The following is a 24,383-nucleotide window of genomic DNA, read 5'->3' as shown; positions in this document are numbered from 1 at the left end:
CTGTGGCAAGTATCGAATTCATCGAGGCCCGCGAAATTCTTGATTCGCGCGGCAACCCCACCGTCGAGGTTGAGGTCGTTCTGGATGACGGCTCGTCGGCCCGTGCAGGCGTCCCGTCGGGTGCGTCAACCGGCCAGTTCGAGGCCGTTGAGCTGCGCGACGGCGACGAGAACCGCTACGGCGGTAAGGGCGTGCAGAAGGCCGTCGGCAATGTGGTCGAGACCATTGGCGAGGAAGTCCTCGGCATGGAGGCCAGCAGGCAGCGTGAGCTCGACGAGGCGATGATCGAGCTGGACGGCACCGACAACAAGGCCAAGCTCGGCGCGAACGCCATCCTGGGCGTCTCGCTGGCCGCGGCCAAGGCATCGGCGGAGTCGGCCGAGCTGCAGCTCTACCAGTACATCGGCGGCCCGACCGCCAATGAGCTGCCCGTCCCCATGATGAACATCCTCAATGGTGGCGCCCACGCCGACTCCAACGTCGACATCCAGGAGTTCATGATCGCTCCGATCGGCGCGAAGTCCTTCGCCGAGGCCATGCGCATCGGCGCCGAGGTCTACCACACGCTCAAGGGCGTGCTCAAGGAGCGCGGGCTGGGCACAGGCCTGGGCGACGAGGGTGGCTTCGCCCCCAACCTCGACAACAACCGTGAGGCGCTCGACCTCATCGAGGACGCCATCAAGGCCGCCGGTTACAAGCCCGGCAAGGACGTCGCACTGGCGCTCGACCTGGCCGCCTCGGAGTTCTACACCGATGGCCGCTACGAGTTCGAGGGCAAGTCGCGCAGCACCGCCGAGATGATCGAGTACCTCGAGAAGCTCGTCAATGACTACCCGCTGGTTTCCATCGAGGATCCCCTCGACGAGGAGGACTGGGACGGCTGGTCGACGCTCACCGAGCGCATCGGCGACAAGGTGCAGATCGTCGGCGACGACCTGTTCGTCACCAATGTCGAGCGCCTGCAGAAGGGCATCACCGAGAAGGCGGCCAACGCGCTGCTGGTGAAGGTGAACCAGATCGGCACCCTCACCGAGACCATCGACGCAGTGACCCTGGCGCATCGCAATGGCTTCCACACCATGATGAGCCACCGCTCCGGCGAGACCGAGGACACCACGATCGCCGACCTGGCCGTGGCCCTTGGCTGTGGCCAGATCAAGTCGGGTGCACCGGCCCGCGGCGAGCGCGTTGCCAAGTACAACCAGCTCATCCGCATCGAGGAGGACCTCGACGAGGCCGCCACCTACGCGGGTGCCGGGGCTTTCCCGAAGTTCGACTCCACCAAGTGGTGATGATGGACGCACGGTGCCGGGTGGACGCCCAGCACTGAACGACCCGCACAGGGGCGCTGCCGGCCGCAAGGCCGGTGGCGCCCCCTGTTGCATCTCCTCGGTGGCATATCCGGGGTGGCATGTCCCCGTGGCGTGCCCGAGCGCCATGCCAGGGGGCGCCATCTAAGGCGTGACATGTCCACCCGCGTCGCGTCCGCGCGGGTCCGCGCCCTGTGAATTCAACGGCGTCGGGCGTTGCCGGATGCCGCCCGGGCCGGTGTCGGGGGACAATGGGGACATGGTCTCGTCCCGTTCCAGCCGGCGCCGCAGTGCGCCCCCCTCGGCGGGCGACACCCCCAGCACCCGCACCGCAGCGCGCACCTCGCGTCGCAGCTCGCATGAACGCGCCCGCCTGGAGACCCAGACGAGCTCGGGTGCCGAGGGCGACGAGTCGGGCAACGAGGCAACCGGCCCGGTCGCCCGCACCGGCGCCCGCATGACCCGGCGGTTGGCCGCCGTCCTGGCGATCGTGGCGGTGCTGATCATCTCGCTGATCACCAGCCTGCGGGTCTACGTCGACCAGCGCCAGCAGATATCCCAGGCCAGGGCGGCCATCGCGTCCAGCCAGGAGCACATCAGCCAGCTTGACAACGAGCAGCAGCGCTGGAACGACCCGGACTATGTGCGGGCCCAGGCGCGCAGCAGGCTCGGCTGGGTGATGCCCGGCGAGACCGGCTACCAGGTGGTGGATGCCAACGGCGACCCCTACGGCGGCGGGGCCAAGATCGACCGCACCGGCGTCGGGGCACAGCAGGCAGAGGCGTGGTGGCAGCGCGCATGGGACAGCAACAAGAGCGCTGACAAGCCCACCGAGACGCCGACGCCGAGTCGGATCGAACGGGTCGTGGGACCCAGCGCCGCGCCAACCAGCGGAGGCTGACCGGCCCACCGCCGCGTCGCGGACCCGAGGCGAGCTCCGTCCGGCGCATGCCGTTTTTCGGTCGTGCCACAATTGGAGAATGCGCCAAATCGAGCCCCTCAGTCCCGCTGACGAGCAGATTGTCGCCGAGCAACTCGGCCGCGAGCCACGGGCCGTCGTGGGGGTCGCCTGGCGATGCCCCTGCGGACGTCCCGGCGTGATCGCCACCGAACCGCGGCTGCCCAACGGCTCTCCGTTCCCCACCACCTATTACCTCACCTGCCCGCGCGCCGTGGCGGCGTGCTCACGGCTGGAGGCCAACGGCGTGATGGCCGAGATGACGCGGCGCCTTGAGAACGATCCGGAGCTGGCCGAGCGCTACCGGGCGGCCCACGAGTCCTATCTGGCCGATCGTGCCGCGCTGGGCGAGGTGCCCGAGCTGGACGGCATCAGCGCCGGCGGTATGCCCACCCGCGTGAAGTGCCTGCACGCGCTGCTCGGCCATGCGCTGGCGGTAGGGCCGGGCGTCAACCCGCTCGGTGACGAGACGGTGCGCGCCGTGGGTGAGTTCTGGAAGCACTCCTGCGTCCCACGCCCGGAGGGGAGCAAGCGATGAGGGTTGCGGCGATCGACTGCGGAACGAACACGATGAGGTTGTTCGTGGCAAGCCTCAACCCCGATGGATCGCTGCACGAATACGACCGCAGGCTGTTGTTCGTGGGGTTGGGTCAGGGCGTCGACGCCACCGGCCTGTTCGCCCCCGATGCCCTCAACCGCGCGTTCGACGCCTGCGAGCAGTTCAACGAGATCATTGCCGACCTCGACTGCGAGCGGGGACGCTTCGTGGCCACCTCGGCCACCCGCGACGCCCAGAACCGCGACGAGCTGTTCCGTGGGGTGCGCGCCCGGCTGGGCATCAACGCCGAGGTGGTGTCGGGGCAGGAAGAGGCGCACCTGAGTTTCCGGGGGGCCCTGTCGGGCATCCGGTCCAAGGCCGACCCGGTGTTGGTGATGGACTCCGGTGGGGGATCCACCGAGCTGGTGCGCGGCGTCGGCGCGGGCGCGGACCTGGCCCACATCGACGCGTCGGTGAGCCTCAACATCGGTTCCCGGCGACTGCGCGAGCGCATCCTGCGCTCTGACCCGCCCACGGCCGACGAGATCGCCCGTGCCCGGCAGTTGGTGCGCTCCGAGCTCGACTCGAGCGGGGTGGAGCTGTCCGACATCCGCACCTTCATCGGCGTGGCCGGCACCGTGACCACCATGTCCGCCCTTGCACAGCACCTGCGCCGCTACGACCGCTCGCGCGTGCACGGCTCGGTGTTGAGCCAGGCAGCGGTGCACGAGGTGGCTGATCGGCTGCTGGGTGCCACCGTGTCCGAGGTGGTCAGCTGGGGGCCCGTGCAGCCGCAGCGTGCCGAGGTGTTGTGCGCCGGGGCCCTGATCGTCGAGGAGGTCGCCTCCCGCGTGGGGGCACCCGAACTCGTGGTGAGCGAGTCCGACATCCTCGATGGCATCGCGTTGAGCATGCTGGTGGACGGCAAGGGACAGGCGATCAGCGCCGACTAGCGCACGGGCCTGGGCCGTCTTGGTGGGCAGGTCCGGTGAATCGCCGGTTGGCCCTGGTTGTCCCGGTTCGTGTCGCGCGTGTGGGTGCCGCCGATTAGTCTGTTTCCGGGCCCCCGTAGCCCAACGGCAGAGGCAGGCGGCTTAAACCCGCTCCAGTGCGGGTTCGAATCCCGCTGGGGGCACGACCCCGCTACATGTGAGGCCAGCGCTGGTCTTGGACCGGAGATGGCACTCGCTGAGGCGGCCGATGGGTCCCTGGATCTGGATATGCAAGGAACCGTGTTCGCGTGGGGGTGTCAGGTCTGGCGCCAGCCTGCGAGCAGGGCGTTGAGACCGTGGTCATACTGGGCGTCCGGATCGTAAGTCCAGCCGTTGTTCAGCAGGGCGCTCAGATGTGGGTGGGTCTGGGGAGACAGGGCCTGGTAATTGGCTGGGGCTGACTCTGCTCCGACCGGCTCGCCGACCTCTGCGAGGACTTGGCCGATCGTGTAGTTGACCAGGGTGCTCAGCAGATCGGCCGTATCAGCGTCTGCAGGCATGCCCGCCTCGGTGAGAAAGCCGAGCAGTTGCTCTATGACGGTTAGGAGCTCGGGGCTGGTTACGGGCCGGGTGCCGACGAGGGCGACCGCGTTCGGGTGCGCCCGCAGGACTCCACGCAAGGCGCGCATGGCGGCGATGAGTTGCTGCTGCCAGCTTTCGTCCGGGCTCGGGACGCCCAGGTCGAGCGATGACCAGATCGTCTCGGCAATGCCGTCGAACAGGGCGGCCTTGTTCGGCACATAGTGGTAAATGGCCATCGGATCTACGCCAAGCTCGGTGCCCAGCCGGCGCATGGTGAGTTTGTCGGAACCGTCACGGTCCACGATGTGCAATGCAGTGTGAAGGATGTAGTCCCGGGACAGGGTCGGGCGCATGGGACGCCCACTCGTACTCATGTGGTGCCTACTTTCACGGCATTGGAGCGGAAGCTGACGGCGGCAATCAGTGCGAACCCGGCGGTAAAGGCGAGCGTGCCGATTATCGCGGGCATCACGTCAGTCAGGTGTGCGCTGTCCAGGGTGAGGCGGCGCAGGGCGTCCAACACCCAGAAGGCGGGGCTGACGTGGGCCAGCGATTGCACCCAGCCGGGGAACGACGCGACAGGTGCCAGGGCGCCGCCCAGGCCGGCCAGGAGCATGCCCACGAGCATTCCGACCGTATCGGCCTGATCCATGGTGCGAAACAGCGCGACAAGCATCACGCCAAAGGCGACGAGCATGGCGGTGAACACGATCACGACGATACCGATCGCGAGCACCGAGCCGTTGGGACGGTAACCGAAGATGAGCGCACCCACGGCGAAGACGATGGCAGTCTGAGCGAGCTGAATCAGGAAGCGGACAACAACTTTGCCTGTCACGATGTCGGCAGTGGACGCCGCGCTGGCGCGCAGCCGGTCCCATGTTCCCCACGCATGTTCGCGGAAGAACAAGGTGGTGACCTGCTCAACGGACAGGAACGCGCACAATATGGCGAGCCCAGGCACCGTCTGCTCGGCACCGCTGGCGTTCGGATATCCGGACAGGATCAGCTGTGCCTTCGCGCTGGGGTTCAGCAGCGGCACGAGGATGAGCGGCAGGAGGGTCATGATTACTGACGACCCAGGATCGCGCAGCTGCAGCCTCCAGGTAGTTCTGGCAATCGACATGCTAGGCAGCAACGACATCGCTGGCCTCCTTTTCCGCAAGCGCATGGTCGCCCGTGATCGCCAGATACGCCGCCTCGAGGCTGGGACGGGTGATGCGTACATCGTCCAGACCGCCCGCAGCAGCCCCGAGCGTGCTCAATGTCTGGCCGAGCATCTGACCGGGATCGCTGACCGGCCGGATTGGAACCAGTCCGCCGCGGTCTTCCTTCCACCCGTCCACTTCCGCGGTGTCTTGCCCCGGAAATGAAGGAATATCGATGATGAGGCCCACTGCCCGGTGACTTCCTGGACACTGCCGGTCACCGTGATCCTGCCGTTGACGAGCACGTTGATGGTTGCATCCAACTGCTCAAGCTCAGCGGGGTAGTGCGTCGTATAGATCACGGCGGTGCCCTCATTCGCCATATGTGTGACGATGCTGAGCAGCACCTCGCGTGATTGCACATCCGAGCCGACTGTCGGCTCGTCCAGGAACAAGACGTCCGGGTGACCCAGAAGCGCCATCCCGGTATGCAGACGCCGCTGTTGGCCACCGCTGAGGTGACCTGCGGGCCGGTCGAGCAGATCCTGCAGACCCATCAACCGCGCGATCTCAGCAGTCCGGGAACGGGCCTTCCGACCGGAGTAACCAGCCAGCCCCGCAAAGCAATCCAGGTTCTCCTGCACCGTCAGGGTCGGGTAGATGCCCAACGCCTGTGGGGCGACCCCGATATGCCGGGCGGCCTGGCGGCGGTGACGAAGCAGATCCACGCCCCCAATGTGCACGTCGCCGGCATCCGGCCGCGTCAGTCCGGCAAGGATCGAAATCAGTGTCGTCTTGCCCGCCCCATTCACCCCCATGAGGCCAAGAATTTGCCCTCGCTCGACCGACAGATCGACGCCGCGGAGAACCTTGAGGTTCCCATACGACTTGATGATTCCCTTGGCTACCAACATTCGTGCTCCATCCGTCGTAACTCTACGACGTAGAGCAAGTCTACTACGTAGAATCCCGAGGGGAAACTCGAGGGGTGCTGGGGTGGGGATGGGGTGGTGATTTCATTGATGGCGCCCGGCTACTTTCTGTCGGATATGTCGGCCCGCTCAGTGGGCGTCCTGCGGGGCACGCTTCGGCAGCAGGGGAGCGGCGATGAGGCAGACGGCGGTGATGGCACCGACCACGACGAGTGAGGCGATGAAGGGTCGGTTGGCGTCGGCGGCTGCCGAGGTCTGGAAGTAGATCGTGGTGACCACCGCCGAGCCGATGGCCGAGGCCAGCTGCTGCACCGCCGACAGTGAACCCGATGCGCTACCGGCGAGGTCCGTCGTGAGATCGCCGATCGCGACGTCGTAGATGCTGCTGAACGACGCGCCCATGCCCAATCCGAGCACGAGGATCGCCGGCGCGAGCATCCACTGGTTGGTGGCGTCTCCCGCCGCAATGCTGATGGCGATGAGGGCGACGATCCCGGCCAGGGTGGTGGCCAGGCCGGCCACCACGAGGTTGCGTCCCAGCTTCGGGATGAGCGGGCGTGCCACGAAGGAGGCGATGATGATGCCCACCATCATCGGCATCATGGCCAGCGCGGCACCCACCGGGCTGAGCCCCAGGTGCATCTGGAAGTAGAGCGAGACCACATAGGCGAAGCCGTTGACCACCGCGAAGTAGCCCAGCCCGATGAGCAACCCGGACGTGAAGCCACGGTTGTGGAACAGCGCCGGCACGATGAGGGGATTCGTCGCGAGGCGTTGGCGCAGGGCGAAGCCGATGAACCCGGCGACACCCAGGCCCAGGCAGATCACGGGAACCGCAGTCCACCCGTTGGTCGAGCCCTGGATGAGTCCGAACAGGACGCCGAGCATGCCCACTGCCAACAGTGCCGAGCCGAGTCCGTCGATGGACACCTTCTGCAGGTCGCGATCCGGGGGCAACAGCTTCCATCCGGCGATGAGCCCGGCCGCGCACAGCACGATGTTGATGAGGAACATGGGCCGCCACGTCAGGCCACCGATATTGGCGCCGACGAGGAATCCCGCCAGGATCGGGCCGACGATCGAGGCCCCACCGAGCACGGGGCCGAACATCGAGGCAGCCGTGGGGAACTGCTCACGGGAGAAGGTGGCGATGAGGATGCCGATGCCCTGCGGGATGAGCAGGGCGCCGAAGGCCCCCTGGAGCAGCCGGGCGGCAATGAGGAACGCGGGATCGATGGCCACCGCGCACAACACCGAGGCGACCCCGAATCCGGCGATGCCGATGAGGAACAGCCGCCGGCGCCCGAAGCGGTCGCCGAGTCGCCCGCCCACCACGAGCAGGATGCCCAGCGCGAGCGCATAGCTGGCCCCGAGCCACTTGATGAGGCCCTCCCCGCCGCCGATCTCGCGCTGGATCGTCGGGGCTGCGATGTTCATGATCGTGGAATCCATCAGGTCGATGGCGTCCGCGATGAGGACGACCGCGAGGATCGCCCAGAGGCGCCTGCCGAGCCGCGAGCTCGTGGTGGGCTCGACGGCGGTCAATGTCTGTGTCATGACGTACTTCCTTTCGCAGCGACAGCATATGCGCAGCCATTGCAAAAGTGTAATCACTACATAAATGGAGGAGCTACACAAACGTGATCTGTACACTGAGGCCATGAGTCAGACAGCGGAACGCCAGGGACGTCGCGAACGCAAGAAGGCCGCCACCTCGTCGGCGCTCACCGCCGCCGCGCGCAGGCTGGTGCTCGCGCGCGGCTATGAGGCTGTCACCGTTGTCGACATCGCCGAGGAAGCCGATACCGCAGTGACAACGCTGTTCAAACACTTCCCAGACGGCAAGAACGCCGTGATCTTCGGTGACAACGTCGACTCTGCCGACGAGAGGATGCAGTCGATCATTACCGCCGTCGAATCGCGGGCCGACGGGCAGAGCGTGCTGGACGCCCTGCACCAGTTCTTCCGTGACCGCGGTGCCTTCTCGGGCACGCAATCGGCCTTCGTGCGCCGGGTGGTCGAGGCTCCGCCGCTGCGCGCCTACGCCAAGGAACGGTGGGAGCGCTGCGAGCCCGGGCTCACCACCCTGCTGGCCGGGATCGTGGGGCGACCGGAGGACGCCGTGATCCGCGCCCTGGCCCGCATCGTGCTCCAGATCCCCGATCTCGCGGCCACGGACATGGACGCCTCACGGGCCGATCTTGACGCCATCATGGCTCGCCTGGAGGCAGGTTGGTCGGAGTTCGCGCAGAGGGCCTGAGGCGAGCAGACACCAGGAACAGCTGGTGGGTGTCGGCAGCGTCATCGACGGCACACGGCCTTCCCCGATGATTAGAGGCGCGAGGTGGAATCTTTCACGCGATCAGAAGCTCCAGGGCACATGCGCGGGACTATCCTGAAAACGGCGATGGGACCCGCCGGGGCATAAGAGCCCGAACCGCAGACCTGCTGATAGTTCCTGTTCGTTGAATCAAGGGATGGACATGGGCATCCCGCATCGAGCAGGCACGCGATGCGCATGGCCGTCCGCGAGCACGCGGGAGGGCACTCATGCCACGTCAAACAATCACCACGCTGGACGCGATGGAAATCTTGGACTCGCGCAGCCGACCCACCCTGATGGTCAGGTTGTCCCTGTCCGACGGCACACGCGCACGGGCGATGGTCCCCTCCGGTGCCTCCACTGGCACACACGAGGCCGTGGAACTGCGCGATCACGATCCACATCGCTTCGGCGGACTCGGCGTTCTCGCCGCAGTGGACCACGTCACCCATGAAATTGCCGACGCCATTGTTGGGCGCCGCTTCGAGTCCGTCGGCGAACTCGACGAGAGCCTTCTGGCCCTGGATGGAACCCCGAACAAGTCCCGGCTCGGCGCCAACGCAATCCTGGGGGTATCCATGGCCTTCACCAGGGCGCTTGCGGCCAGCGGCGGCAACGAGCTGTTCGAATATCTCCCGGGAATCGGAGGCCAGCCGCCCCGCCTGCCGGTGCCCTGTTTCAATGTGCTCAATGGGGGCGTCCATGCGGCTAATCCGCTCGACTTCCAGGAGTTCATGATCTGCCCGACCGGGATGGACTCCATGACGGACGCGGTGCGCGCAGGCTCTGAGATCTACTCCGCCCTGCGTGCCCGCCTCAAGGACTCTGGCCAACCCGTTGGGCTGGGCGACGAGGGTGGGTTCGCGCCCGATTTCGCCGAGCCCGAGCAGGCGCTCGACACAATCGTGGCTGCGATCGGTGACGCTGGCTATACCCCCGGCCTCGAGGGCGTGGCCATCGCCATTGATCCGGCGTCCTCGGAGTTCCGTCAGGCTGATGGCCGCTATCTGGTCAATGGGCGCAGCTTCACCAGTGCGCAGATGATCGAGCGCTACCAGGCCATCGTCCACGGGTACCCGGTCTGGCTGCTTGAGGACGGTTTGGCTGAAGACGACTGGGATGGCTGGCAGCAGCTCACCCGCGAACTCGGCTCCCGGGTGGAGCTGGTTGGCGACGACATCTTCTGCACCAACCCCGAGCTCATCCGCAAGGGCATCGAGCGTCATGTGGCCAATGCGTCGCTGATCAAGCTGAACCAGATCGGCACGGTCACCGAGACCCTCGACGCCATGAACATCTGCGCCGCTGCCGGTTATCGGCAGTTCATGTCGCACCGCTCGGGGGAGACGCCCGACGCCTTTATCGCCGACCTGGCGGTCGCCACCGGGTGCGGGCACATCAAGTCAGGCGCACCGGCACGCGGCGAGCGCGTGGCCAAATACAACCGGCTGCTGGAGATTGCCGCCGACCACCCCGAGCTTGCCTACGGGCTTGGCTGAGGTGCTGGTCACCTGGTGACGACGCCCGTCGGGCCAACGATGGCGTGGACATCCCGTTCAGATCACTTCGGGCGGGATGTCCTCGGGATGCTTCAGCTCCGTGCGTCCAACACGCTTGTTGATAACCACCGTGACCGCCCACAGAGCCACGCCGATCACGATGAGCACCCCGGCGATCTGATACTGGCCAATCGGACGCCCCGACACCGGTAGCACGAGGAATAGGCACAGGAGGCAGGCCACGATCGCGACGATCCGGCTGGTGCGAAAATGCTTGTGCCCCACCCGGTCGCGCTTCAAGACCACCACTGCCAGGTTCACCACGGCGAAGACGGCCAACAGCAGCAGTGAGGTGGTGCCGCCGAGCAGGCCGACCACTGCGCTGCCGCGCGCCAGGCTCACATACAGGATCAGCCCGGCGGCGATCGCGGTGGTGAACAATACGGCGGTCCATGGCGTGCGCCGCACCGGCAAGACGCGCGCCAGCACGCCCGGCAACACATCCTGCTGGGCCATGCCATAGATGAGGCGACTTGCCATGAGCATATTGATGAGCGCTGAGTTGGCCACCGCGAACATGGAGATCCAGGGCAGCAGCTGGTTGATCGGGAATCCGGGTGCCGCGTTTTCCACCACGAGAACCAGCGGCGCCTCGCTCGCGGCAAGATTGCCCACCGGCACCAGGGCAACCGAGATGATGGCGATCACCACATAGATCACACCGGTGACGGTCAGCCCGCTGAGCAGGATGCGGGGGAAGATGCGCGTCGGTTCCTTGGTCTCCTCGGCCATGTTCACGGCATCCTCGAAACCGACCATCGCGAAGAACGCCAGCGACGTTGAGGCCGTCACCGCCACGAACGTATTGCGTTCCGAGCTGGTCTGGAAGGCCACCACCTGGCTCCAGTCGGCCCGACCCTGGGTGATCGCCCACAGGCCGATGAAGATCACCAGCAGCAGCCCTGACACCTCGATGAGCGTGAGCACCACATTGGCCTTGACGCCCTCGGCCACCCCGCGCAGGTTGATCAGCATCACCAGGAAAATGAAGCCCAGCGCCACCACCAGCAGCCACGGGTTGTTGTCGGCCGGCTCGGAGCCGGTGAGCCCGCGCACCATGTTCACGGCGAACGCCCGGGATGCCGTGCTGGCCGAGGTGATGCCCGAACACATGACGGTGAACATCACCATGAAGGTGATGAAGTGCACCCCGAACGCCTTGTGCACATACAGGGCCGCGCCGGCCGCCTGCGGGTACTTGGTGACCAGCTCCAGGTATGACAGTGCCGTCATCATGGCGATCACGAAGGCGATCAGGAACGGCAACCAGGCCGCGCCTCCCACCTCGCCGGCCACCTGCCCGGTCAGGGCGTAGACGCCGGTCCCCAGGATGTCGCCCACCACGAACAACAACAGCAGTCCGGGCCCCATCACCTGCTTCAGCGCCGGGGACGCCTTGCCGTCGTCTGAGGGGGCTGGCGGGTTCGCGTGGGGTGATGCAGTGCGATCTGACGTGTTCATGGCTCAGCCCTCCTCGTACGTGGAACGCCGGGAACCCGACGCGGACAGATGGGGTGTGCGTGCAACGAGCAAACGCTAGTGGCCCGGTGGGGCGCACGAAAGAGCCGCGATCCAGTTGTTACATGCTTGAAACGTGAAGCCGACGTCCGGGGACGTCGGCTTCACGGGTGTTCTTGGTCGGCAGAGCCGGGCAGATGCCGGCCCACAGGCGCCGGCCTATTCGTAGTCGGTGAGGCGCTTCAGGTCGTCGAGTACGCGCTGCGGCTCATCGGACAGGGGCAGGTTCTCGGAGTCGCCCGGCGCGTCGGCCGCCGCCGGCTCATCGGGCTGCAGTGCTGCGAACAGGGGCGTCAGGTCGGCCTGCTCCTCGCCGGTGGTGTCGAGCAATTCGAAGGTCTTGTGACGCGCCGCGTCGTTGCTCAGGGCGTCCACCAGCACGCGGGCGATCTGCTCGCGGGCCACGCCGCCATTGCTCGGGTGCTCGCCCTGGCGCATCACGAGCTTGTGGGCGTCGGGGGCGTTGTAGTCGAAGGCGGCCGGACGCACGATCGTGTACTCGAGGCCGCTGGCGCGCAGCAGACGCTCCCCGCGGCGCTTCCAGTCGCGTCCGTGGTTCTCCTTGTTGTAGATGCTGTCGCGCTTGGTCATGCCGATCGCGGTCATCAGGGCGACCCGCACCGAACGATCGCCCAGGGCGGTGAGCACCGAGCGCACCGCGCCGTAGTCGACGGCCTCGGCCTGCTCCTCGGTGCTGTTCGAACCGTGGGTGAACACCACCGCGTCGGTTCCGGCAAGTGCCCGGTCTAGCGTGGCGGCGTCGGTCAGGTCGCCCACCACGGCCAGCGCACCCTCGGGCAGGGTCTTCGCCTTGTCAAGGTTGCGCACCAACGCTCGGGTGGCATAGCCCTGCTTGAGGGCCTCGGCCACCACGAAGCGGCCGACGCTTCCCGTGGCTCCGACAACCAGGATGGTGTGCGGTCGCTTGCTCATTGGTTCCTCCCGATGCGGTGGGGCCGGGGTGGGGGAGACCCGGTCGCTTGGCGTCACGTCCTGCCCGGCCCGGGTACCTGGCGGACCAATGTGGCCGACCATCGACGAGCGCAGGCAGGCGCGTCGCAATGTCCGGGCCGGTGTGAGTGCCGGCAACACGTAACTCCTGCTAGTTTTGCGCGTCGGTGCCTTACGCGGCAAGGGTTTTGCGTCCACGAGTCGATAAGCCCAGCGCGATCACCGGGTGCCCGCCTCGCAGCGCGACGCGACCGCCATGGCCGTCCGGGGGCGATAATGACCTGATGCGGCCCTTTGCTGAGCTGGTTGCCGAAGCCCAGAGTGCCGATATCACCGGGTGGGGATTCGGCTTCCTCGACGGTCGCGCCACCGAGGAGCGTCCGCCCTGGGGATATGCACGCCTGCTGGCGGGCCGACTGGCCCGAGCACACGCCGCGCTGGACATCGACACCGGCGGGGGAGAGGTGGTCAACGAGGCCCCGCAGCTGCCACCGACGATGGTGGTCACCGAATCCTGGCCGCCGAATGCGGAGCGCGCCCGGAAGCTGCTGGGGCCCCGCGGCGTCAGGGTCGTGCAGACCACCGGGGATGATCCGTTGCCCTTCGACGACGCCAGCTTCGACCTGGTGACCTCCCGCCATCCGGTGAAGCCGGACTGGCGCGACATCGCGCGGGTGCTGGAACCCGGCGGCCACTACTTCGCCCAGCACGTGGGGCCGGCCTCGTCGTTCGAGCTCATCGAGTATTTCCTCGGCCCGCTGCCGGAGAACCGGAAGCGCCGCGACCCGCATGTCGAAGCGGCACAGGCGCAGGCCGCCGGACTCCACATCGAGTCCCTGCTCACCGCGACCCTGCGCATCGAGTACTTCGACATCGGGGCCATCGTCTGGATCCTGCGCAAGTGCCCCTGGTGGGTGCCTGACTTCTCGCCGGACAAGTATCACGACCAACTGGTGTGCCTCGACGCGCAACTACGCGCCGGAAGGTCCTTCGTCGACCACTCCTCGCGACACCTGATCGACGCCCGGCGCTGATCACCGGATGACGGCGAAATCAGGGACAGTTGGGTGTGAGCCGGGCCGGCTCATCATTGGCCGCCGAAGGGCCACTGGGTAGCCTTGGTGGGATCGACCCGGCCCTGTCGGGCCCATTTCTCAGATCGGAGCACAGGTGCGAAGCAGCAACCCAGTACTGACCAGGCCGGACGCCTTCGTCCCCGCTGGCCAAGCGGGTCAGCAGTACGTCGACGCGGCGTATCAGGAGGCGTCCTATCCGCCCGGCGGATACCCGGGCCCGTCGCGGCCCGCGGCCCGCATGACGATGAACGATGTGATCGCCAAGACCGCCACGCTGTTCGTGATCCTCGTGGCAGTGGCCGCGGCCGCCTGGATGTTCACCGCCGTCAACCCGGCGATGGCCCTGCCCCTGGCTCTCGGGTCATCGGTGATCGCCCTGGTCGCCGCCATCCTGGTGACCGTGCGTCGCAGCACCTCGGTGCCCGCGATCATGGCCTACACCGTGTTCGAGGGCATCCTCATCGGGGCATTCAGCCAGGTGATGGAGAGCATCTACCCCGGCATCGTGGGCCAGGCCGTGCTGGGCACCTTCGCTGCCGCGGCCGTCACGCTGTTCGCCTACCGCACCTTCGGCGCCCGCATCAGCGGCCGCATGCAGAAGATCTTCATCTTCTCGATCATCGGCTACGCGGTGGTGGCCGGCATCAACCTGATCGCCCTGCTGTTCGGGGTGAATCTGGGCTTCTTCAACATCGGTGCCGGCGCGGGTGCCCTCAGCTGGCTGTTCGCCGCCATCGGCGTGGTGCTGGCCGTGGCGAGCCTGCTCATGGACTTCGAGGAATGCGAACGGGGCGTCCGCATGGGCGCGCCGGCCAAGGAATCGTGGCGGGCCGGATTCGGCCTGATGGTCACCATGGTGTGGCTGTACACCAACCTGTTGCGCATCCTGAGCTTCTTCCGTAACTGATCACGCGCCGACCCCCCACGGTCCTCGCGGACTGCATGCCCACCTGCTTGCTGCACATCCCGCCGATCCCGACAGGGGACGGCGGGATGCGAGCGTTCGGGGACGCGTGCGTTGCGGGAAACCGGCGCAGGGTGATGCGCCGCGACGCGCGAGCAGCGGCGTCGGCGTGGCCGATCAGCGCGCGAACAGGCCGCTGAGTTCGTCCACGTGTCGGTCGAGGGCGGAGCGGGCACTGGACGTCCAGGGCAGCGAACGCCAGCCCCGCAGCGACACCCAGTGCGATGCCTCAGTGGTGCCGCCCACGTCGAGCACCTCGGGCTCGGTGGGGGCCGTGCAGACCGCCGTATAGATGATGCGGATGGCCTGGAAGTCCTCCAGCCGACCGTTCGGGGCGCGTCCCACCCAGTGGTCGGACTGCAGGTCGACAAGGCGACGCAGCGCCACCGACTGGTCGGTCTCCTCGCGCACCTCGCGGATCACCGCCTGGCTTGACGTCTCGGAGGCCTCCAGACCCCCTCCGGGCAGCTGCCAACGTCCGGGCACGGCTGTGCGATCGCTGCAGATCGTGCCGAGCAACCCGCGATGTGAGCGCACGATCGCGTAGGCGGCAACGCGCTGACGCTTGGTGGGCACTTCTCCGGGCGCCACCACCAGGTCGGGATCCTGCCGGTGCCCGCGGCGACGGGGCGTGCGTGAAGTGGCCGTGCGCTGTCGCACCTGCGCCGTGACCACGAGCTCCTCGTCCGCTCCGGTGGCGGACAGCCAGCGCGAGACGACCCAGCCGCGATGCCACAGCAACACACGGGGATCCTCGCCATGCCCCACGGGTAGGCGAACAACAGGCGCCTTGTCCACCCGCTGGACCCCGATAACGTGCATCCCACCATTGTCCCACCGGCCCCAAAACGTCCGCGGACGCCGGCGCGGCTACTTCGCGATGACGTCGCCGGCCATGGTGGTGACCACCTCGGCCCCGCTGAACTGGAAGTACATGAAGGGCACCCGCTGTCCGGCGTGCTGTGCGATGGTCACCGTCACACTGGTCGACGGGGTGCGTCCCACGGTTGCGGGCAGTGTCTGCTCGAGCCGGGCGATCAGCCCCGGGTCGATCAGCGCGGGATCGAAGGTGCCCGGGTCGGAGGAATCCTTGATGTTCGAGGTGATGCTCGGCAGGGCCCGCTGGCGGGTGCGACGCTGGATCGTGGCCGCGTCGGTGCGCACATCGGCAGACAGCGAATCGGGCTTGATCACCACCTGTTCCACCCGCGACGCCCCCTGGACGGTGTCCGAGAGGCCCTCACGCATGCCATCAGCGGTGCTGAAGTCGAGCTTGTTCACGATGCTGCCATCGGGACGGAAGAAGACCGTGCTGGTCTCGGGGGTGGTGGTGACCGTCATCAGCACCACGCCCTGGTTGTACTCGTTGATCTGGAGGTCCTGCTGCTGGCGGGAACCGGAGATCTCGCCGGCCTTCTCGAACAGCTCCCCGACATTGTCGATATTGAATCCCGACGGCTTGAACTGAGCCTGGTTGATGTACTTCACCGTCGAATCCACGGGGCTGATGTGGCCGTTGGCGTAGCCGATGGTGTGGGCCTGGTCGTCCTCCAGGTAGGTGATGTTGGCGGCGGTGGGGGTCACCTCGACCCGCAGCACCGGCTTGTTGCCCGACGCCGCCACCAGGAAGTCGATCACCTGGCGTGCATGGCCCGCCACCGTGAGGTCGAAGGCCGGCGCCTGGGTCGACTGCGCGTTGGCGGGAGTGGTGGCCGATGAAGAGGCCTGCCCAGCCTGGGGTGCACCGCAGGCCGTCACCGCGAACACCAGGGCAACGGGTGCGCCCAGCGCGCGCAGGTATCCCCTCACCGTGTGCGACATGGCCACCACCGTACGCGTTTCGTCGGCGTGGCGTCATGGCCTGCACACCGCTTCGACGCACTCATCGGCGGGCGCGGCCGGGGTTGCCGCGGCGCCGGCGCGACGGGGATCACGGCTTCGCTGCACCGCGCAATACCGCGTGCGGGGGAGGTTTCCCCGTGGGCAGAAGGCCGGGGGCAGGCGCCGGTGGCTGTGTCAGACTGGGCGCGTGATCGATTTCAATCGACGTGCCGACGCGGTGGCGCCATATCTGCTCGGAGCAATCATCCGTCGGGGCAAGGTGGCCATCCGGCTGACCGAGGTGGAGGCCTACCTGGGTCCCAAGGATCCGGCGTCGCACGCAGTGAGCGGGCCCTCGGGCAGGGCCGCGGTGATGTTCGGTCCCGCCCGCCACGTGTACGTCTACTCCAGCTACGGCATCCACCTGTCGGGCAACATCGTGTGTTCGCCCGATGGCACCGCCTCCGGGGTGCTGATGCGGGCCGGCGAGGTGGTCGAGGGCGTCGACCAGGCGCTGACCAACCGCGGCTTCATCGTGGCGGCGTCGCCCGACGAGGACCAGGCCGATGCACAGGCCCGGCGTCCCGAGGCGGAACTGGCCAAGGGCCCCGGCAACTTCGGGGCGGCGATCGGCCTTTCATTGGCCGACAACGGCCAGCCCCTGGGCGGGCCCGACGACCTGTTCGAGCTCCACGTGCCCGACGCGCTGGCCCCCGAGATCTGGGTGGGGCCGCGGGTGGGCATCACCAAGGCCCGCGACGAGCCGCTGCGGTTCTGGCTGCCCGACGAACCCAGCGTCTCGTCCCGCAAGATCGGCTCGCCGTGGACTCCGCGTGAGGGTCCATTTACCCTTCTCTGAGGCCGTCGGTACCGATAGGGTCATGACATGGCCGGGGTGATGATGCAGCGAAGCATCGCAGCCCTGCGCACCAGACTGTCCCTGGGGCAGGCCGGCCCATTTGAATCCGAGAAGTGAATCGAGGTTCCCATGTCGGAGCAGGTCAGTACCGAAGATCCCAAGACATCCGTCGTCGTCAGCCGCGTGATCGCCCAACCCATCGCCAAGGTCTGGGCCGTGCTGATGACGAAGGACGGTAGCGAGGCCCTTCTGGGTCGCGGTGCGGTCCTCGGGGAAAAGGGACAGACGTGGACGGCGGCCGATGGGCGCACCGGCGTCGTCCGCAGCGTCCATCGTGGCGAACAGATCCGCTTCTGGTGGAGAAAGAGCGAGGAGCTCCCGCCGTCGCTGGTCGACCTGACGCTGGCCCTCACAGATGACGATCACACCCTGGTGAAGGTGGCGCACTCCCACCTGCGCCCCGACCTGGACCCGGCATACCTGCAGGGCTGGTGGGAGGCGTCACTGGAACGCATCGAGAGCGACGCCTTCTGATCCGGCACCACTGATCAGGCCCGCAACGGGCCCGTCCTCCTAATGGAGGGCGGGTCCGTTTGCCGTCCGGGGGTCGGGCGCCTGCCCGTGGGGCGCCGCATCGCGCGGCTCCGCCGACGTCTAGGCTCGAACCATGAAATACGTCAAGGGCACCCTCATGATCCTGGGCGGAGTGTTCTTCGTCGCCGCCGTGGCCATTTTCATCAAGGTCTATTTCTTCGACCTCAAGGCCCTGTGGTCACTGGCCGCCACGAATACGAGCATCGCCTACAGCGATCCGCGTCCTTGGTTCATCGTGACCTCGGTGGGCCTGCTGCTGGGCGGATTGCTGTTCGGGATCGGGTTGGCGCTCACCAGGACGACCTTCGCCACCCGTTACTCCCGCACGCGCAAGGAGGAGAAGCGCGAGGAGGCCGACAAGTCCGGCATCCACGGCGCCTCCGCCGCCCCGAAGCCGGTGGCAGCGCCCAAGCGTCGCGCCGGGCAGGTGGCCGACAAGGCATCCGGGGGCCACACCGGCAACGCCCCGCAGGCGGGCGACATCGTCCCCGACGAGGGCGGTACGCCCGGCCCGACCACGACACACTGAACGTCCGGCGGGCTCGGGACGCAGGTCAGCGCGTCTCGACCAGTCCGCGCACATATCCCAGCGCGCCCAGGTGCTGGGTGATGTCATTGGCCACCGAGACCAGTCGGGTGCCGGCCTTCACCGGCGGATTCCAGTTCGTGTCGACGATGCGGTCGAGGTCCTTGGCGCGTTCCTGCTCGAGCACCTTGGCCGCCCGGGCGGAGGCGGCATAGAAATAGCCGAGCAGCAGGTCGGGATCCGACACGTTGAATGCGGCGACCTGCTCATTGGTCTGGCCGTATCCGCCGTCCTCGGGAGGATAGGGCAGGGCGAACTTCTGCTGCCAGCCCTGCCCCCACGCCTGCGGGATGTCGGTCAGCGCGTCCAGCTCGGAGTCCTCACAGCGTGAGATGTGCCACACCAGCCACGCCATCGGGTTGGCCTTGGGGCCCGGACGCCACAGCAGGTCATCGCCCGACAAGCCGTCGAGCAGATGGGGCAGGGTGTCGCTCACGCGCACGAAGCAGTCCTGCATGAGGTCAATGGCGTTCATATCCGGCTCTTTTCGATCGACAGGGTGGCGAAGAGATCGTCCACTCCACGATAGAGCCGTGCCTGAAGCCCAACCGCTGCGGCGGCGTCCACATTGCGTTGGCTGTCGTCGATGAACAGGATCTCATCGGCGGGCAGGTCCAGCCGGTCGATGCACCACTGGTAGGCCGCGGGCGAGGGCTTGACGGCGTCGATGTGGCAACTCATGGCCACCACCTCGAATTCGTCCATGAACTCGTCCACCGCATAGACATGCTCGGCCAGCGAGGTGGGGATATTGCTCAGCAGCGCCAGCCGGTATCCGGCTGCCCTGACCCTGGGCAGCGCGTCGATCATGTCCTGGTGACGCAGCGACCAGCTGTCGATGTCGGCGGCATGCAGTTCCATCAGCTGTTCCGTGCCGAAGTCCATCCGCAGGTCGCAGGCCACCCGGCTCCAGTAGTCCAGGGGCGTCGAGATGCCCTGGTCGTAGTCGGGGCGGTGCGCCCAGTAGGCGGCCCAGAAGGCATCGGGCTCGGCACCGGCGATGCGCACCAGCCGCGTGCGGGCCGACTCCGGCTGGATCTGGGCGATGACGCCGAACATGTCGGTGAGCAGGGCTTTCACGGTCATGGCCCCATTGTCGCGGGTTCCACCGCCGTCGGCACGTCCGCTCCCGCGTGCCCGGAGGGGCGGGAACCACCCGGATCGGCTACTCGCGGGATGTGTCGTGGACCTCGCGCCGGCCGGGTGACGCGATTGATTAGTCTGACGTTGCGCCGACGCCATGCCGGCCGGACAGGAGCCGTGATGGACAACCAGATCCACCGTCATCCCGAGCGGGCCATCACCGATCGGGCCCGGCTCGACCAGCTGCTCGACGAGATCGGCCTGGCCACGCTGTCCACGGTGAGTCCCGATGGCGAGCCCTGGGCGATTCCGATCAATGTCGCCCGCGCCGGCGATCGCGTCGTCATGCACGGATCCACGGGTGCGGGGGCGTTGCGCCACGCCGCTGCCGGGGCTCCGATCGTGTTGACCATCGCCACCGTCGATGCCCTGGTGGTGGGTGCCACGGCCTTCTCCACCTCGGTGAACTACCGGTCGGCGTCGCTGCGCGGCGTGGCGACCCGCGTCACCGGCGACGAACAGGCCGCCCTGCTCGGGGCCCTCACCGAGGCATTCCTGCCGGGACGCATGGGGGAGGTGCCCGGGCTCACGCACAAGCAGCTCGCCGCCACCATGGTGCTCGCCCTGCCGATCACGGCCGACAACTGGATCATGAAGGTGCGGGCGATGGGTCCCGACGAGATGGTCGTCGACGCCGACGGCGGGGGAGCGGGCGGCTGGGGCGGCATCGTGCCGGTGCGTACCGTGCTCGACGAGGCACGGCCGGCACCCTGGGCGCAGGGGGCAGTGCCCGAATCGGTGCGCCTGGCGCAGGAACGCCGGCGCTGACCCCGCCGGGGAGCTGCACCGCAGGCCAGTCGGTCCGCGGGCTGGGAGCTGGAGGCTGCGGGGCTAGGGGACTGCGGGGCGCGTCGGCGTCAGCGACCGGGAAGGCCCCTGGCTGCCCGCCATTGCACGGTCACGTGGTTCCCGGCGGCCAGCGGCGTGGAGGCCGGCAGGACATGGGTCACCGACCCGTCGGCATTGATGGTGGCGGCCTTCTGCTGGCCCAGCCTCACCAGCCAGCTGCCACCCTCGGGGGCCGCAGTGGTCAAGTAGTTGTTCGAGCCGATACAGTCGATCAGCCCACCAAGGTCGTGCACCTGGTGGGGGTCCACGTCAAGGCGGCGGTCATCCTCGGTCTCGCCGGGCACGGTTGACCGGTCGAGATGGATGAGTTCCGTGTCCCCGGCCTCGGCATCATCGAGATCGGGATGGCTCGTCGGGTGGGCCGTGGCCCGCGCCACACCCAGTGCCACAACGGTGAGCAGTGCGAGCAGGATCGCCAGGGTGAGCAGCATCGGGTTGGATCCGGACGTCCACGCGAGCACGGTGAGCACCGTGGCGAAGGCAAGCACGGCAGCGGTCCATCGCAGCGTGCGGGGTCGGGGTGCTGAGAAGTGACGCATGGTGCCAGTATCCCAAGTCGCCCGGTGCCCGATCCGCTGGCTTACCTGCGCTCAGCAGGAGAGCGTCACGGTTGCGTTGCGTTGGGTAGGGGGTTGTCCGGCCAGCACGGCCGGACGGCAGTGAGATCAGGCGGCCGTGCACGGAATGCCGGTGGCGTGCACCGGGCAGTATCCGTGGGGATTCGCGTCCAGGTACTGCTGGTGGTAGTCCTCGGCGAAGTACCAGGGCCCACCATTGCCGATCTCGGTGGTCAGCTGGCCGTAGCCCGCCGCCGACATATCGCGCTGATAGCTGTCGCGCACGCGCTCGGCGATGGCCTGCTGCTCGTCGTCGGTGGTGAACAACGCCGAGCGGTACTGCGTGCCGACGTCGTTTCCCTGGCGGTCGAGCTGGGTGGGGTCGTGGTTCTCGAAGAAGACGCGCACCAACTGCTCGTAGCTCGTCTGCGTGGGATCGAACACCACGCGCACCGTCTCGGCGTGGCCGGTCAGCCCGCTGCAGGTCTCTTCGTAGGTGGGATTCCTGGTGAAGCCACCCATGTAGCCCGCCGCAGTGGACAACACGCCGGGCTGCTGCCAGAACAGCTTCTCGACGCCCCAGAAGCACCCGGCCGCCAAGTAGGCGGTCTGTGCACCGGGGAAGGCGCGATCGAGCGGGTCACCGAAGACGCGGTGGAAGAAGGGCATCCCCAGCACGGGCTGGTCACGGCCGGGAAGGGCGTTCTCGGCGGTCAACGTCACAGGCTCATCGAAGCGGAACACCCCGCCATTTTACGTGGCAGCCGGGGTTCCGGACCGCTGCACGCTGTGGGCGCAATCGGGTGTGGAGCCCGCCGGTTGGCCCCCGGCCCGGTCGGCAGAAGGGCCGCTGTGTCAGCGCTCGTTCAGGTCCCAGTCGATGGGCTGGGCGCCGGCCCCGACGAGTGCCGCGTTGGCGCGGCTGAAGGGCCTGGACCCGAAGAACCCGGAACGGGCCGACAGCGGGCTGGGGTGCGGTGAGGCGATGATCGGCACGCCGCCGGCCTGCAGCATCGGCGTCAACGACTGGGCATCGCGTCCCCACAGGATGGCGACCAGCGGCCCGCCCCGCGCGACGAGCGCCTCGATCGCGGCCTGGGTGACCGGCTCCCAACCCTTGCCCCGGTGCGACGCGGGATGGCCCGGCCGCACCGTGAGGCACCTGTTGAGCAGCAGTACGCCCTGATCGAACCAGCCGGTCAGGTCGCCGTGTGGTGCCGGCGGGATCCCCAGGTCGGAGCTCAGTTCCTGGTAGATGTTCACCAGGCTGCGCGGCAGCGGGCGGACGTCGCGATTCACCGCGAAGCTCAGGCCGATCGGATGCCCCGGCGTCGGATAGGGGTCCTGGCCGACGATGAGCACCCGCACGTCGGCCATCGGACGGCTGAAGGCCCGCAGCACCTTGTCGCCATCGGGAAGGTATCCCCGCCCGGCGGCGATCTCGCCGCGCAGGAATTTCCCCATGGCGTGGATCTGGGGTTCCTGGGGAGCAAGCGCGGCAGCCCAATCGGGCGCCATGAGCTGGGCGATGGGCTGGGCGTTCACGCGTTCTCCCGCAGTTGGTGGGCTTGGTCGGCGCGCAACACATTAGCCACCGCCGGTGCCTGCGGGCCCCTCATCCACCACGCCGCGTGCCGCGTCCGGACACTGCCCGCGATGCGGCACACTGGCAATTACGTGCACGACCGGGGCAAGGGCGTGCACAGGCAGCTTGAAGGAGGCCCCATGCCGGCATTCTCGCTGGGACGGCGCATGATCCGGCGCCCCACCCGACCGCAGCATCCTGACGAGGCCCCGCACCCCTCGTCGGGTCCCGAGCCGCTGACCGGCGAGCAGCTCAGGGAACTTGAGGACCTGCGCGCCGCAAGCGTCGAATCGCTGGTGCCGCGCCCCCTGCGTACCGCGGCGGCCTGGGGCTGGCGGCTGTTGATCATCGCCGCCCTGATCGGCCTCATGTGGTGGCTGGGCGGCACCCTGTCCGAGATCGTGACGCCCCTTGCCACGGCCCTGTTGCTCACCGCTGCGCTCATGCCCCTCAACCTGTTCCTGCGCAAGCACCGCTGGCCGCACTGGCTGGCCGCGCTCACCTGCCTGCTGCTGCTGGTGGTGATCATCGGCGGCCTGCTGACCCTGGTCGGCGCCCAGATCGGCACCCAGTGGAGGCAGCTCGGCGAGCAGGCCGGCAAGGGCGTGCAGGCGTTCATCACGTGGCTGGGCACCGGGCCGCTGCACATCAGCCAGGAGCAGATGAACAACTGGCTGTCGCAGGCCCGCACCCACCTCGAGGCCCAGCAGAACCAGATCGTGTCGGTAGCCACGGCCGCCGGGTCGGGCGTCGGCAAGTTCTTCGCCGGCCTGGCGATGGCCCTGTTCGCGACCTTCTTCTTCCTCAAGAACGGCGGACACTATGCCCGCAGCATCATCGGGACCCTGCCGCGCGCCAACAGGATCGCGGCCCAGGGCCCGCTGAAGAGCGGCTGGCATGCGTTGGTCAACTACGTGCGTGCCGCCGTCGTCGTGGCGGCAGTGGATGGTGTCGGCGCGGGCGTCGGCGCACTCATCCTGGGGTCGAACCTGTGGATGGCCATCATGGCCCTGACCTTCGTCTGCGCCTTCGTGCCGCTGATCGGCGCCTTGTTCTCCGGCGCCGTCGCGGTTGCCGTGACGCTGGTGACGCTCGGCTTCTGGAAGGCCGTCATCATGCTGGCGGTGTTCGTGGCCGTCCTGCAGCTGGAGGCCCACATCCTGCAGCCCCTGCTGTTGGGCCGCGCCGTGCAGATCCCGCCCCTGGTGGTGCTGGTCGGCATCGCCGTCGGCATGACCCTGTCGGGCGTGGTGGGCGGCATCTTCGCCATTCCCATCGTCGCCTTCGCCACCGGCATCATTCGTGGCATCCGCCATCAGGGTGAGGACCTCGCGGAACTGGCGCCCGGCAGTTCCGGAGACGACCCGCCGGAGACGGGCGGACCCTCCCGGCTGGCCGACCAGGGAGTCGACGGGGGAGCGGGCCCCACCGCCGATCCCCTTGCCACGGCCCGCGGTGCAAGCTCCTCGGGGACCACCTCCCCGGCTGCCAGTGGCATGGACGCGCCACCAACCGTCGCAGGGACGGATCCCCCATCCACCGCAGGCGAGGGCGGGGTCGCCCAGCCGTGACGGACGGACCGATCCAGCCCTGAACGG

The 24,383-nt window shown here is 67.7% G+C and carries 27 protein-coding genes, 1 tRNA gene and 1 riboswitch; of the genes, 14 read left to right on the top strand and 14 right to left on the bottom strand.

All coding sequences use genetic code 11. The annotated features are described in order from the left end of the window. Positions 1 to 2: 2 nt before the first annotated feature. From eno (RM25_RS08105) to RM25_RS08085, 5 genes are all read left to right on the top strand, one after another. Positions 3 to 1,292 carry a phosphopyruvate hydratase gene (eno, locus tag RM25_RS08105; RefSeq protein WP_013161599.1) on the top strand — a complete coding sequence of 430 codons (1,290 nt, stop codon included), beginning with the start codon at positions 3 to 5 and terminating at the stop codon, positions 1,290 to 1,292. Positions 1,293 to 1,569: 277 nt separating this feature from the next. Continuing rightward, on the top strand, positions 1,570 to 2,211 hold the full coding sequence (locus RM25_RS08100) for an FtsB family cell division protein (RefSeq protein ID WP_013161598.1): 642 nt from the start codon (positions 1,570 to 1,572) through the stop codon (positions 2,209 to 2,211). A gap of 79 nt (positions 2,212 to 2,290) precedes the next feature. Further along, on the top strand, positions 2,291 to 2,806 hold the full coding sequence (locus RM25_RS08095; RefSeq protein ID WP_013161597.1) for a DUF501 domain-containing protein: 516 nt from the start codon (positions 2,291 to 2,293) through the stop codon (positions 2,804 to 2,806). Further along, positions 2,803 to 3,759 (top strand): Ppx/GppA phosphatase family protein, encoded by a 957-nt coding sequence (locus tag RM25_RS08090; RefSeq protein ID WP_013161596.1) that lies wholly within the window; start codon positions 2,803 to 2,805, stop codon positions 3,757 to 3,759. The genes RM25_RS08095 and RM25_RS08090 overlap by 4 nt, the downstream gene beginning before the upstream one ends. A 109-nt stretch (positions 3,760 to 3,868) precedes the next feature. Next, a tRNA-Leu gene (locus RM25_RS08085) sits at positions 3,869 to 3,941 on the top strand. 114 nt (positions 3,942 to 4,055) lie between these two features. Here RM25_RS08085 and RM25_RS08080 read toward each other — a convergent pair. The 5 genes from RM25_RS08080 to RM25_RS08065 form a co-directional block, all read right to left on the bottom strand. After that, the gene (locus RM25_RS08080; protein WP_052809162.1) at positions 4,056 to 4,673 is read right to left on the bottom strand and encodes a TetR/AcrR family transcriptional regulator; all 618 of its coding nucleotides are present in this window, start codon (positions 4,671 to 4,673) and stop codon (positions 4,056 to 4,058) included. 17 nt (positions 4,674 to 4,690) lie between these two features. After that, positions 4,691 to 5,464 carry an ABC transporter permease gene (locus RM25_RS08075; RefSeq protein WP_044636292.1) on the bottom strand — a complete coding sequence of 258 codons (774 nt, stop codon included), beginning with the start codon at positions 5,462 to 5,464 and terminating at the stop codon, positions 4,691 to 4,693. Continuing rightward, on the bottom strand, positions 5,448 to 5,600 hold the full coding sequence (locus tag RM25_RS12770; protein WP_157761834.1) for a hypothetical protein: 153 nt from the start codon (positions 5,598 to 5,600) through the stop codon (positions 5,448 to 5,450). Before RM25_RS12770 ends, RM25_RS08075 begins: the two co-directional genes overlap by 17 nt. After that, positions 5,582 to 6,382 (bottom strand): ABC transporter ATP-binding protein, encoded by an 801-nt coding sequence (locus RM25_RS08070; RefSeq protein ID WP_052809161.1) that lies wholly within the window; start codon positions 6,380 to 6,382, stop codon positions 5,582 to 5,584. The genes RM25_RS12770 and RM25_RS08070 overlap by 19 nt, the downstream gene beginning before the upstream one ends. A gap of 147 nt (positions 6,383 to 6,529) precedes the next feature. Beyond that, the gene (locus RM25_RS08065) at positions 6,530 to 7,957 is read right to left on the bottom strand and encodes an MFS transporter (RefSeq protein ID WP_044636291.1); all 1,428 of its coding nucleotides are present in this window, start codon (positions 7,955 to 7,957) and stop codon (positions 6,530 to 6,532) included. Between the two features lie 103 nt (positions 7,958 to 8,060). Between RM25_RS08065 and RM25_RS08060 the strand changes: the two genes are divergently transcribed. Together RM25_RS08060 and eno (RM25_RS08055) are read left to right on the top strand one after the other, a co-directional pair. Beyond that, positions 8,061 to 8,660: a TetR/AcrR family transcriptional regulator gene (locus RM25_RS08060; RefSeq protein WP_036941834.1), complete on the top strand. Its 600-nt coding sequence runs from the start codon at positions 8,061 to 8,063 to the stop codon at positions 8,658 to 8,660. Between the two features lie 134 nt (positions 8,661 to 8,794). Beyond that, positions 8,795 to 8,868: riboswitch (Fluoride riboswitch) on the top strand. An 82-nt stretch (positions 8,869 to 8,950) separates the two neighbouring features. Continuing rightward, a complete protein-coding gene (gene eno, locus RM25_RS08055) occupies positions 8,951 to 10,222 on the top strand; it encodes a phosphopyruvate hydratase (protein WP_013161593.1) in 1,272 nt (423 codons plus the stop codon). 57 nt (positions 10,223 to 10,279) lie between these two features. Here the strand turns inward: eno (RM25_RS08055) and RM25_RS08050 are convergent, their stop codons facing one another. Both RM25_RS08050 and RM25_RS08045 read right to left on the bottom strand, forming a co-directional pair. Beyond that, entirely contained in the window at positions 10,280 to 11,743 is a 1,464-nt protein-coding gene (locus RM25_RS08050) for an APC family permease (protein ID WP_013161592.1), read from the bottom strand. Between the two features lie 216 nt (positions 11,744 to 11,959). Then, entirely contained in the window at positions 11,960 to 12,733 is a 774-nt protein-coding gene (locus RM25_RS08045) for an SDR family oxidoreductase (RefSeq protein WP_013161591.1), read from the bottom strand. A gap of 302 nt (positions 12,734 to 13,035) precedes the next feature. Here RM25_RS08045 and RM25_RS08040 point away from each other — a divergent pair, with 302 nt between their 5' ends. Next, a complete protein-coding gene (locus RM25_RS08040) occupies positions 13,036 to 13,785 on the top strand; it encodes a class I SAM-dependent methyltransferase (RefSeq protein ID WP_013161590.1) in 750 nt (249 codons plus the stop codon). Between the two features lie 136 nt (positions 13,786 to 13,921). Next, a complete protein-coding gene (locus RM25_RS08035) occupies positions 13,922 to 14,734 on the top strand; it encodes a Bax inhibitor-1/YccA family protein (protein ID WP_013161589.1) in 813 nt (270 codons plus the stop codon). Positions 14,735 to 14,908: 174 nt separating this feature from the next. Here the strand turns inward: RM25_RS08035 and RM25_RS12320 are convergent, their stop codons facing one another. Both RM25_RS12320 and RM25_RS11945 read right to left on the bottom strand, forming a co-directional pair. Beyond that, positions 14,909 to 15,613 (bottom strand): NUDIX hydrolase, encoded by a 705-nt coding sequence (locus RM25_RS12320; protein WP_013161588.1) that lies wholly within the window; start codon positions 15,611 to 15,613, stop codon positions 14,909 to 14,911. A gap of 48 nt (positions 15,614 to 15,661) precedes the next feature. Next, positions 15,662 to 16,612 (bottom strand): hypothetical protein, encoded by a 951-nt coding sequence (locus RM25_RS11945; RefSeq protein WP_080774522.1) that lies wholly within the window; start codon positions 16,610 to 16,612, stop codon positions 15,662 to 15,664. A gap of 208 nt (positions 16,613 to 16,820) precedes the next feature. On the opposite strand from RM25_RS11945, the gene RM25_RS08020 reads away from it, so the two are divergent. From RM25_RS08020 to RM25_RS08010, 3 genes are all read left to right on the top strand, one after another. Next, a complete protein-coding gene (locus RM25_RS08020) occupies positions 16,821 to 17,471 on the top strand; it encodes a DNA-3-methyladenine glycosylase (RefSeq protein ID WP_013161586.1) in 651 nt (216 codons plus the stop codon). A 129-nt stretch (positions 17,472 to 17,600) separates the two neighbouring features. Next, positions 17,601 to 18,005 carry an SRPBCC family protein gene (locus tag RM25_RS08015; RefSeq protein ID WP_044636290.1) on the top strand — a complete coding sequence of 135 codons (405 nt, stop codon included), beginning with the start codon at positions 17,601 to 17,603 and terminating at the stop codon, positions 18,003 to 18,005. A gap of 133 nt (positions 18,006 to 18,138) precedes the next feature. Next, entirely contained in the window at positions 18,139 to 18,594 is a 456-nt protein-coding gene (locus tag RM25_RS08010) for a hypothetical protein (protein WP_044636289.1), read from the top strand. A gap of 25 nt (positions 18,595 to 18,619) precedes the next feature. Here the strand turns inward: RM25_RS08010 and RM25_RS08005 are convergent, their stop codons facing one another. Together RM25_RS08005 and RM25_RS08000 are read right to left on the bottom strand one after the other, a co-directional pair. After that, positions 18,620 to 19,126, bottom strand: coding sequence for a mycothiol transferase (locus RM25_RS08005; RefSeq protein WP_013161582.1), 507 nt, complete (start codon positions 19,124 to 19,126; stop codon positions 18,620 to 18,622). Then, the gene (locus RM25_RS08000; protein ID WP_013161581.1) at positions 19,123 to 19,737 is read right to left on the bottom strand and encodes an HAD-IA family hydrolase; all 615 of its coding nucleotides are present in this window, start codon (positions 19,735 to 19,737) and stop codon (positions 19,123 to 19,125) included. The genes RM25_RS08005 and RM25_RS08000 overlap by 4 nt, the downstream gene beginning before the upstream one ends. Positions 19,738 to 19,914: 177 nt before the next feature. On the opposite strand from RM25_RS08000, the gene RM25_RS07995 reads away from it, so the two are divergent. Beyond that, positions 19,915 to 20,562: a pyridoxamine 5'-phosphate oxidase family protein gene (locus tag RM25_RS07995; protein ID WP_044636288.1), complete on the top strand. Its 648-nt coding sequence runs from the start codon at positions 19,915 to 19,917 to the stop codon at positions 20,560 to 20,562. 89 nt (positions 20,563 to 20,651) lie between these two features. On the opposite strand, the gene RM25_RS07990 is transcribed toward RM25_RS07995, so the two are convergent. The 3 genes from RM25_RS07990 to RM25_RS07980 all read right to left on the bottom strand — a co-directional run bounded on the left by RM25_RS07990 (position 20,652) and on the right by RM25_RS07980 (position 22,745). Continuing rightward, the gene (locus RM25_RS07990) at positions 20,652 to 21,182 is read right to left on the bottom strand and encodes a hypothetical protein (protein WP_144406056.1); all 531 of its coding nucleotides are present in this window, start codon (positions 21,180 to 21,182) and stop codon (positions 20,652 to 20,654) included. Between the two features lie 126 nt (positions 21,183 to 21,308). Further along, positions 21,309 to 21,869 carry a peptide-methionine (S)-S-oxide reductase MsrA gene (gene msrA / locus RM25_RS07985; protein WP_216847334.1) on the bottom strand — a complete coding sequence of 187 codons (561 nt, stop codon included), beginning with the start codon at positions 21,867 to 21,869 and terminating at the stop codon, positions 21,309 to 21,311. Positions 21,870 to 22,055: 186 nt separating this feature from the next. Then, positions 22,056 to 22,745, bottom strand: a complete 690-nt coding sequence (locus RM25_RS07980) for a uracil-DNA glycosylase (RefSeq protein ID WP_080774520.1) — start codon at positions 22,743 to 22,745, stop codon at positions 22,056 to 22,058. A 180-nt stretch (positions 22,746 to 22,925) separates the two neighbouring features. On the opposite strand from RM25_RS07980, the gene RM25_RS07975 reads away from it, so the two are divergent. Then, positions 22,926 to 24,356 (top strand): AI-2E family transporter, encoded by a 1,431-nt coding sequence (locus RM25_RS07975; protein WP_052809159.1) that lies wholly within the window; start codon positions 22,926 to 22,928, stop codon positions 24,354 to 24,356. Positions 24,357 to 24,383: the final 27 nt, after the last annotated feature.

The organism is Propionibacterium freudenreichii subsp. freudenreichii (genome assembly GCF_000940845.1).
In the GTDB taxonomy this organism is placed as follows: domain Bacteria; phylum Actinomycetota; class Actinomycetes; order Propionibacteriales; family Propionibacteriaceae; genus Propionibacterium; species Propionibacterium freudenreichii.
The sequence above is the reverse complement of the archived record's forward strand: the minus strand, read 5'-3'. Positions and strand labels throughout refer to the sequence as shown.

Bases quoted from the DNA above. Each gene is read 5' to 3' on its own strand.
- RM25_RS08100 (WP_013161598.1), top strand. From the start codon at position 1,570: ATGGTCTCGTCCCGTTCCAGCCGGCGCCGCAGTGCGCCCCCCTCGGCG.
- RM25_RS08095 (WP_013161597.1), top strand. From the start codon at position 2,291: ATGCGCCAAATCGAGCCCCTCAGTCCCGCTGACGAGCAGATTGTCGCC.
- RM25_RS08090 (WP_013161596.1), top strand. From the start codon at position 2,803: ATGAGGGTTGCGGCGATCGACTGCGGAACGAACACGATGAGGTTGTTC.
- RM25_RS08080 (WP_052809162.1), bottom strand. From the start codon at position 4,673: ATGCGCCCGACCCTGTCCCGGGACTACATCCTTCACACTGCATTGCAC.
- RM25_RS08075 (WP_044636292.1), bottom strand. From the start codon at position 5,464: ATGTCGTTGCTGCCTAGCATGTCGATTGCCAGAACTACCTGGAGGCTG.
- RM25_RS12770 (WP_157761834.1), bottom strand. From the start codon at position 5,600: ATGCTCGGCCAGACATTGAGCACGCTCGGGGCTGCTGCGGGCGGTCTG.
- RM25_RS08070 (WP_052809161.1), bottom strand. From the start codon at position 6,382: ATGTTGGTAGCCAAGGGAATCATCAAGTCGTATGGGAACCTCAAGGTT.
- RM25_RS08065 (WP_044636291.1), bottom strand. From the start codon at position 7,957: ATGACACAGACATTGACCGCCGTCGAGCCCACCACGAGCTCGCGGCTC.
- RM25_RS08060 (WP_036941834.1), top strand. From the start codon at position 8,061: ATGAGTCAGACAGCGGAACGCCAGGGACGTCGCGAACGCAAGAAGGCC.
- eno (WP_013161593.1), top strand. From the start codon at position 8,951: ATGCCACGTCAAACAATCACCACGCTGGACGCGATGGAAATCTTGGAC.
- RM25_RS08050 (WP_013161592.1), bottom strand. From the start codon at position 11,743: ATGAACACGTCAGATCGCACTGCATCACCCCACGCGAACCCGCCAGCC.
- RM25_RS08045 (WP_013161591.1), bottom strand. From the start codon at position 12,733: ATGAGCAAGCGACCGCACACCATCCTGGTTGTCGGAGCCACGGGAAGC.
- RM25_RS08040 (WP_013161590.1), top strand. From the start codon at position 13,036: ATGCGGCCCTTTGCTGAGCTGGTTGCCGAAGCCCAGAGTGCCGATATC.
- RM25_RS12320 (WP_013161588.1), bottom strand. From the start codon at position 15,613: ATGCACGTTATCGGGGTCCAGCGGGTGGACAAGGCGCCTGTTGTTCGC.
- RM25_RS11945 (WP_080774522.1), bottom strand. From the start codon at position 16,612: ATGTCGCACACGGTGAGGGGATACCTGCGCGCGCTGGGCGCACCCGTT.
- RM25_RS08015 (WP_044636290.1), top strand. From the start codon at position 17,601: ATGTCGGAGCAGGTCAGTACCGAAGATCCCAAGACATCCGTCGTCGTC.
- RM25_RS08010 (WP_044636289.1), top strand. From the start codon at position 18,139: ATGAAATACGTCAAGGGCACCCTCATGATCCTGGGCGGAGTGTTCTTC.
- RM25_RS08005 (WP_013161582.1), bottom strand. From the start codon at position 19,126: ATGAACGCCATTGACCTCATGCAGGACTGCTTCGTGCGCGTGAGCGAC.
- RM25_RS08000 (WP_013161581.1), bottom strand. From the start codon at position 19,737: ATGACCGTGAAAGCCCTGCTCACCGACATGTTCGGCGTCATCGCCCAG.
- RM25_RS07995 (WP_044636288.1), top strand. From the start codon at position 19,915: ATGGACAACCAGATCCACCGTCATCCCGAGCGGGCCATCACCGATCGG.
- RM25_RS07990 (WP_144406056.1), bottom strand. From the start codon at position 21,182: ATGCGTCACTTCTCAGCACCCCGACCCCGCACGCTGCGATGGACCGCT.
- msrA (WP_216847334.1), bottom strand. From the start codon at position 21,869: ATGCCCTTCTTCCACCGCGTCTTCGGTGACCCGCTCGATCGCGCCTTC.
- RM25_RS07975 (WP_052809159.1), top strand. From the start codon at position 22,926: ATGCCGGCATTCTCGCTGGGACGGCGCATGATCCGGCGCCCCACCCGA.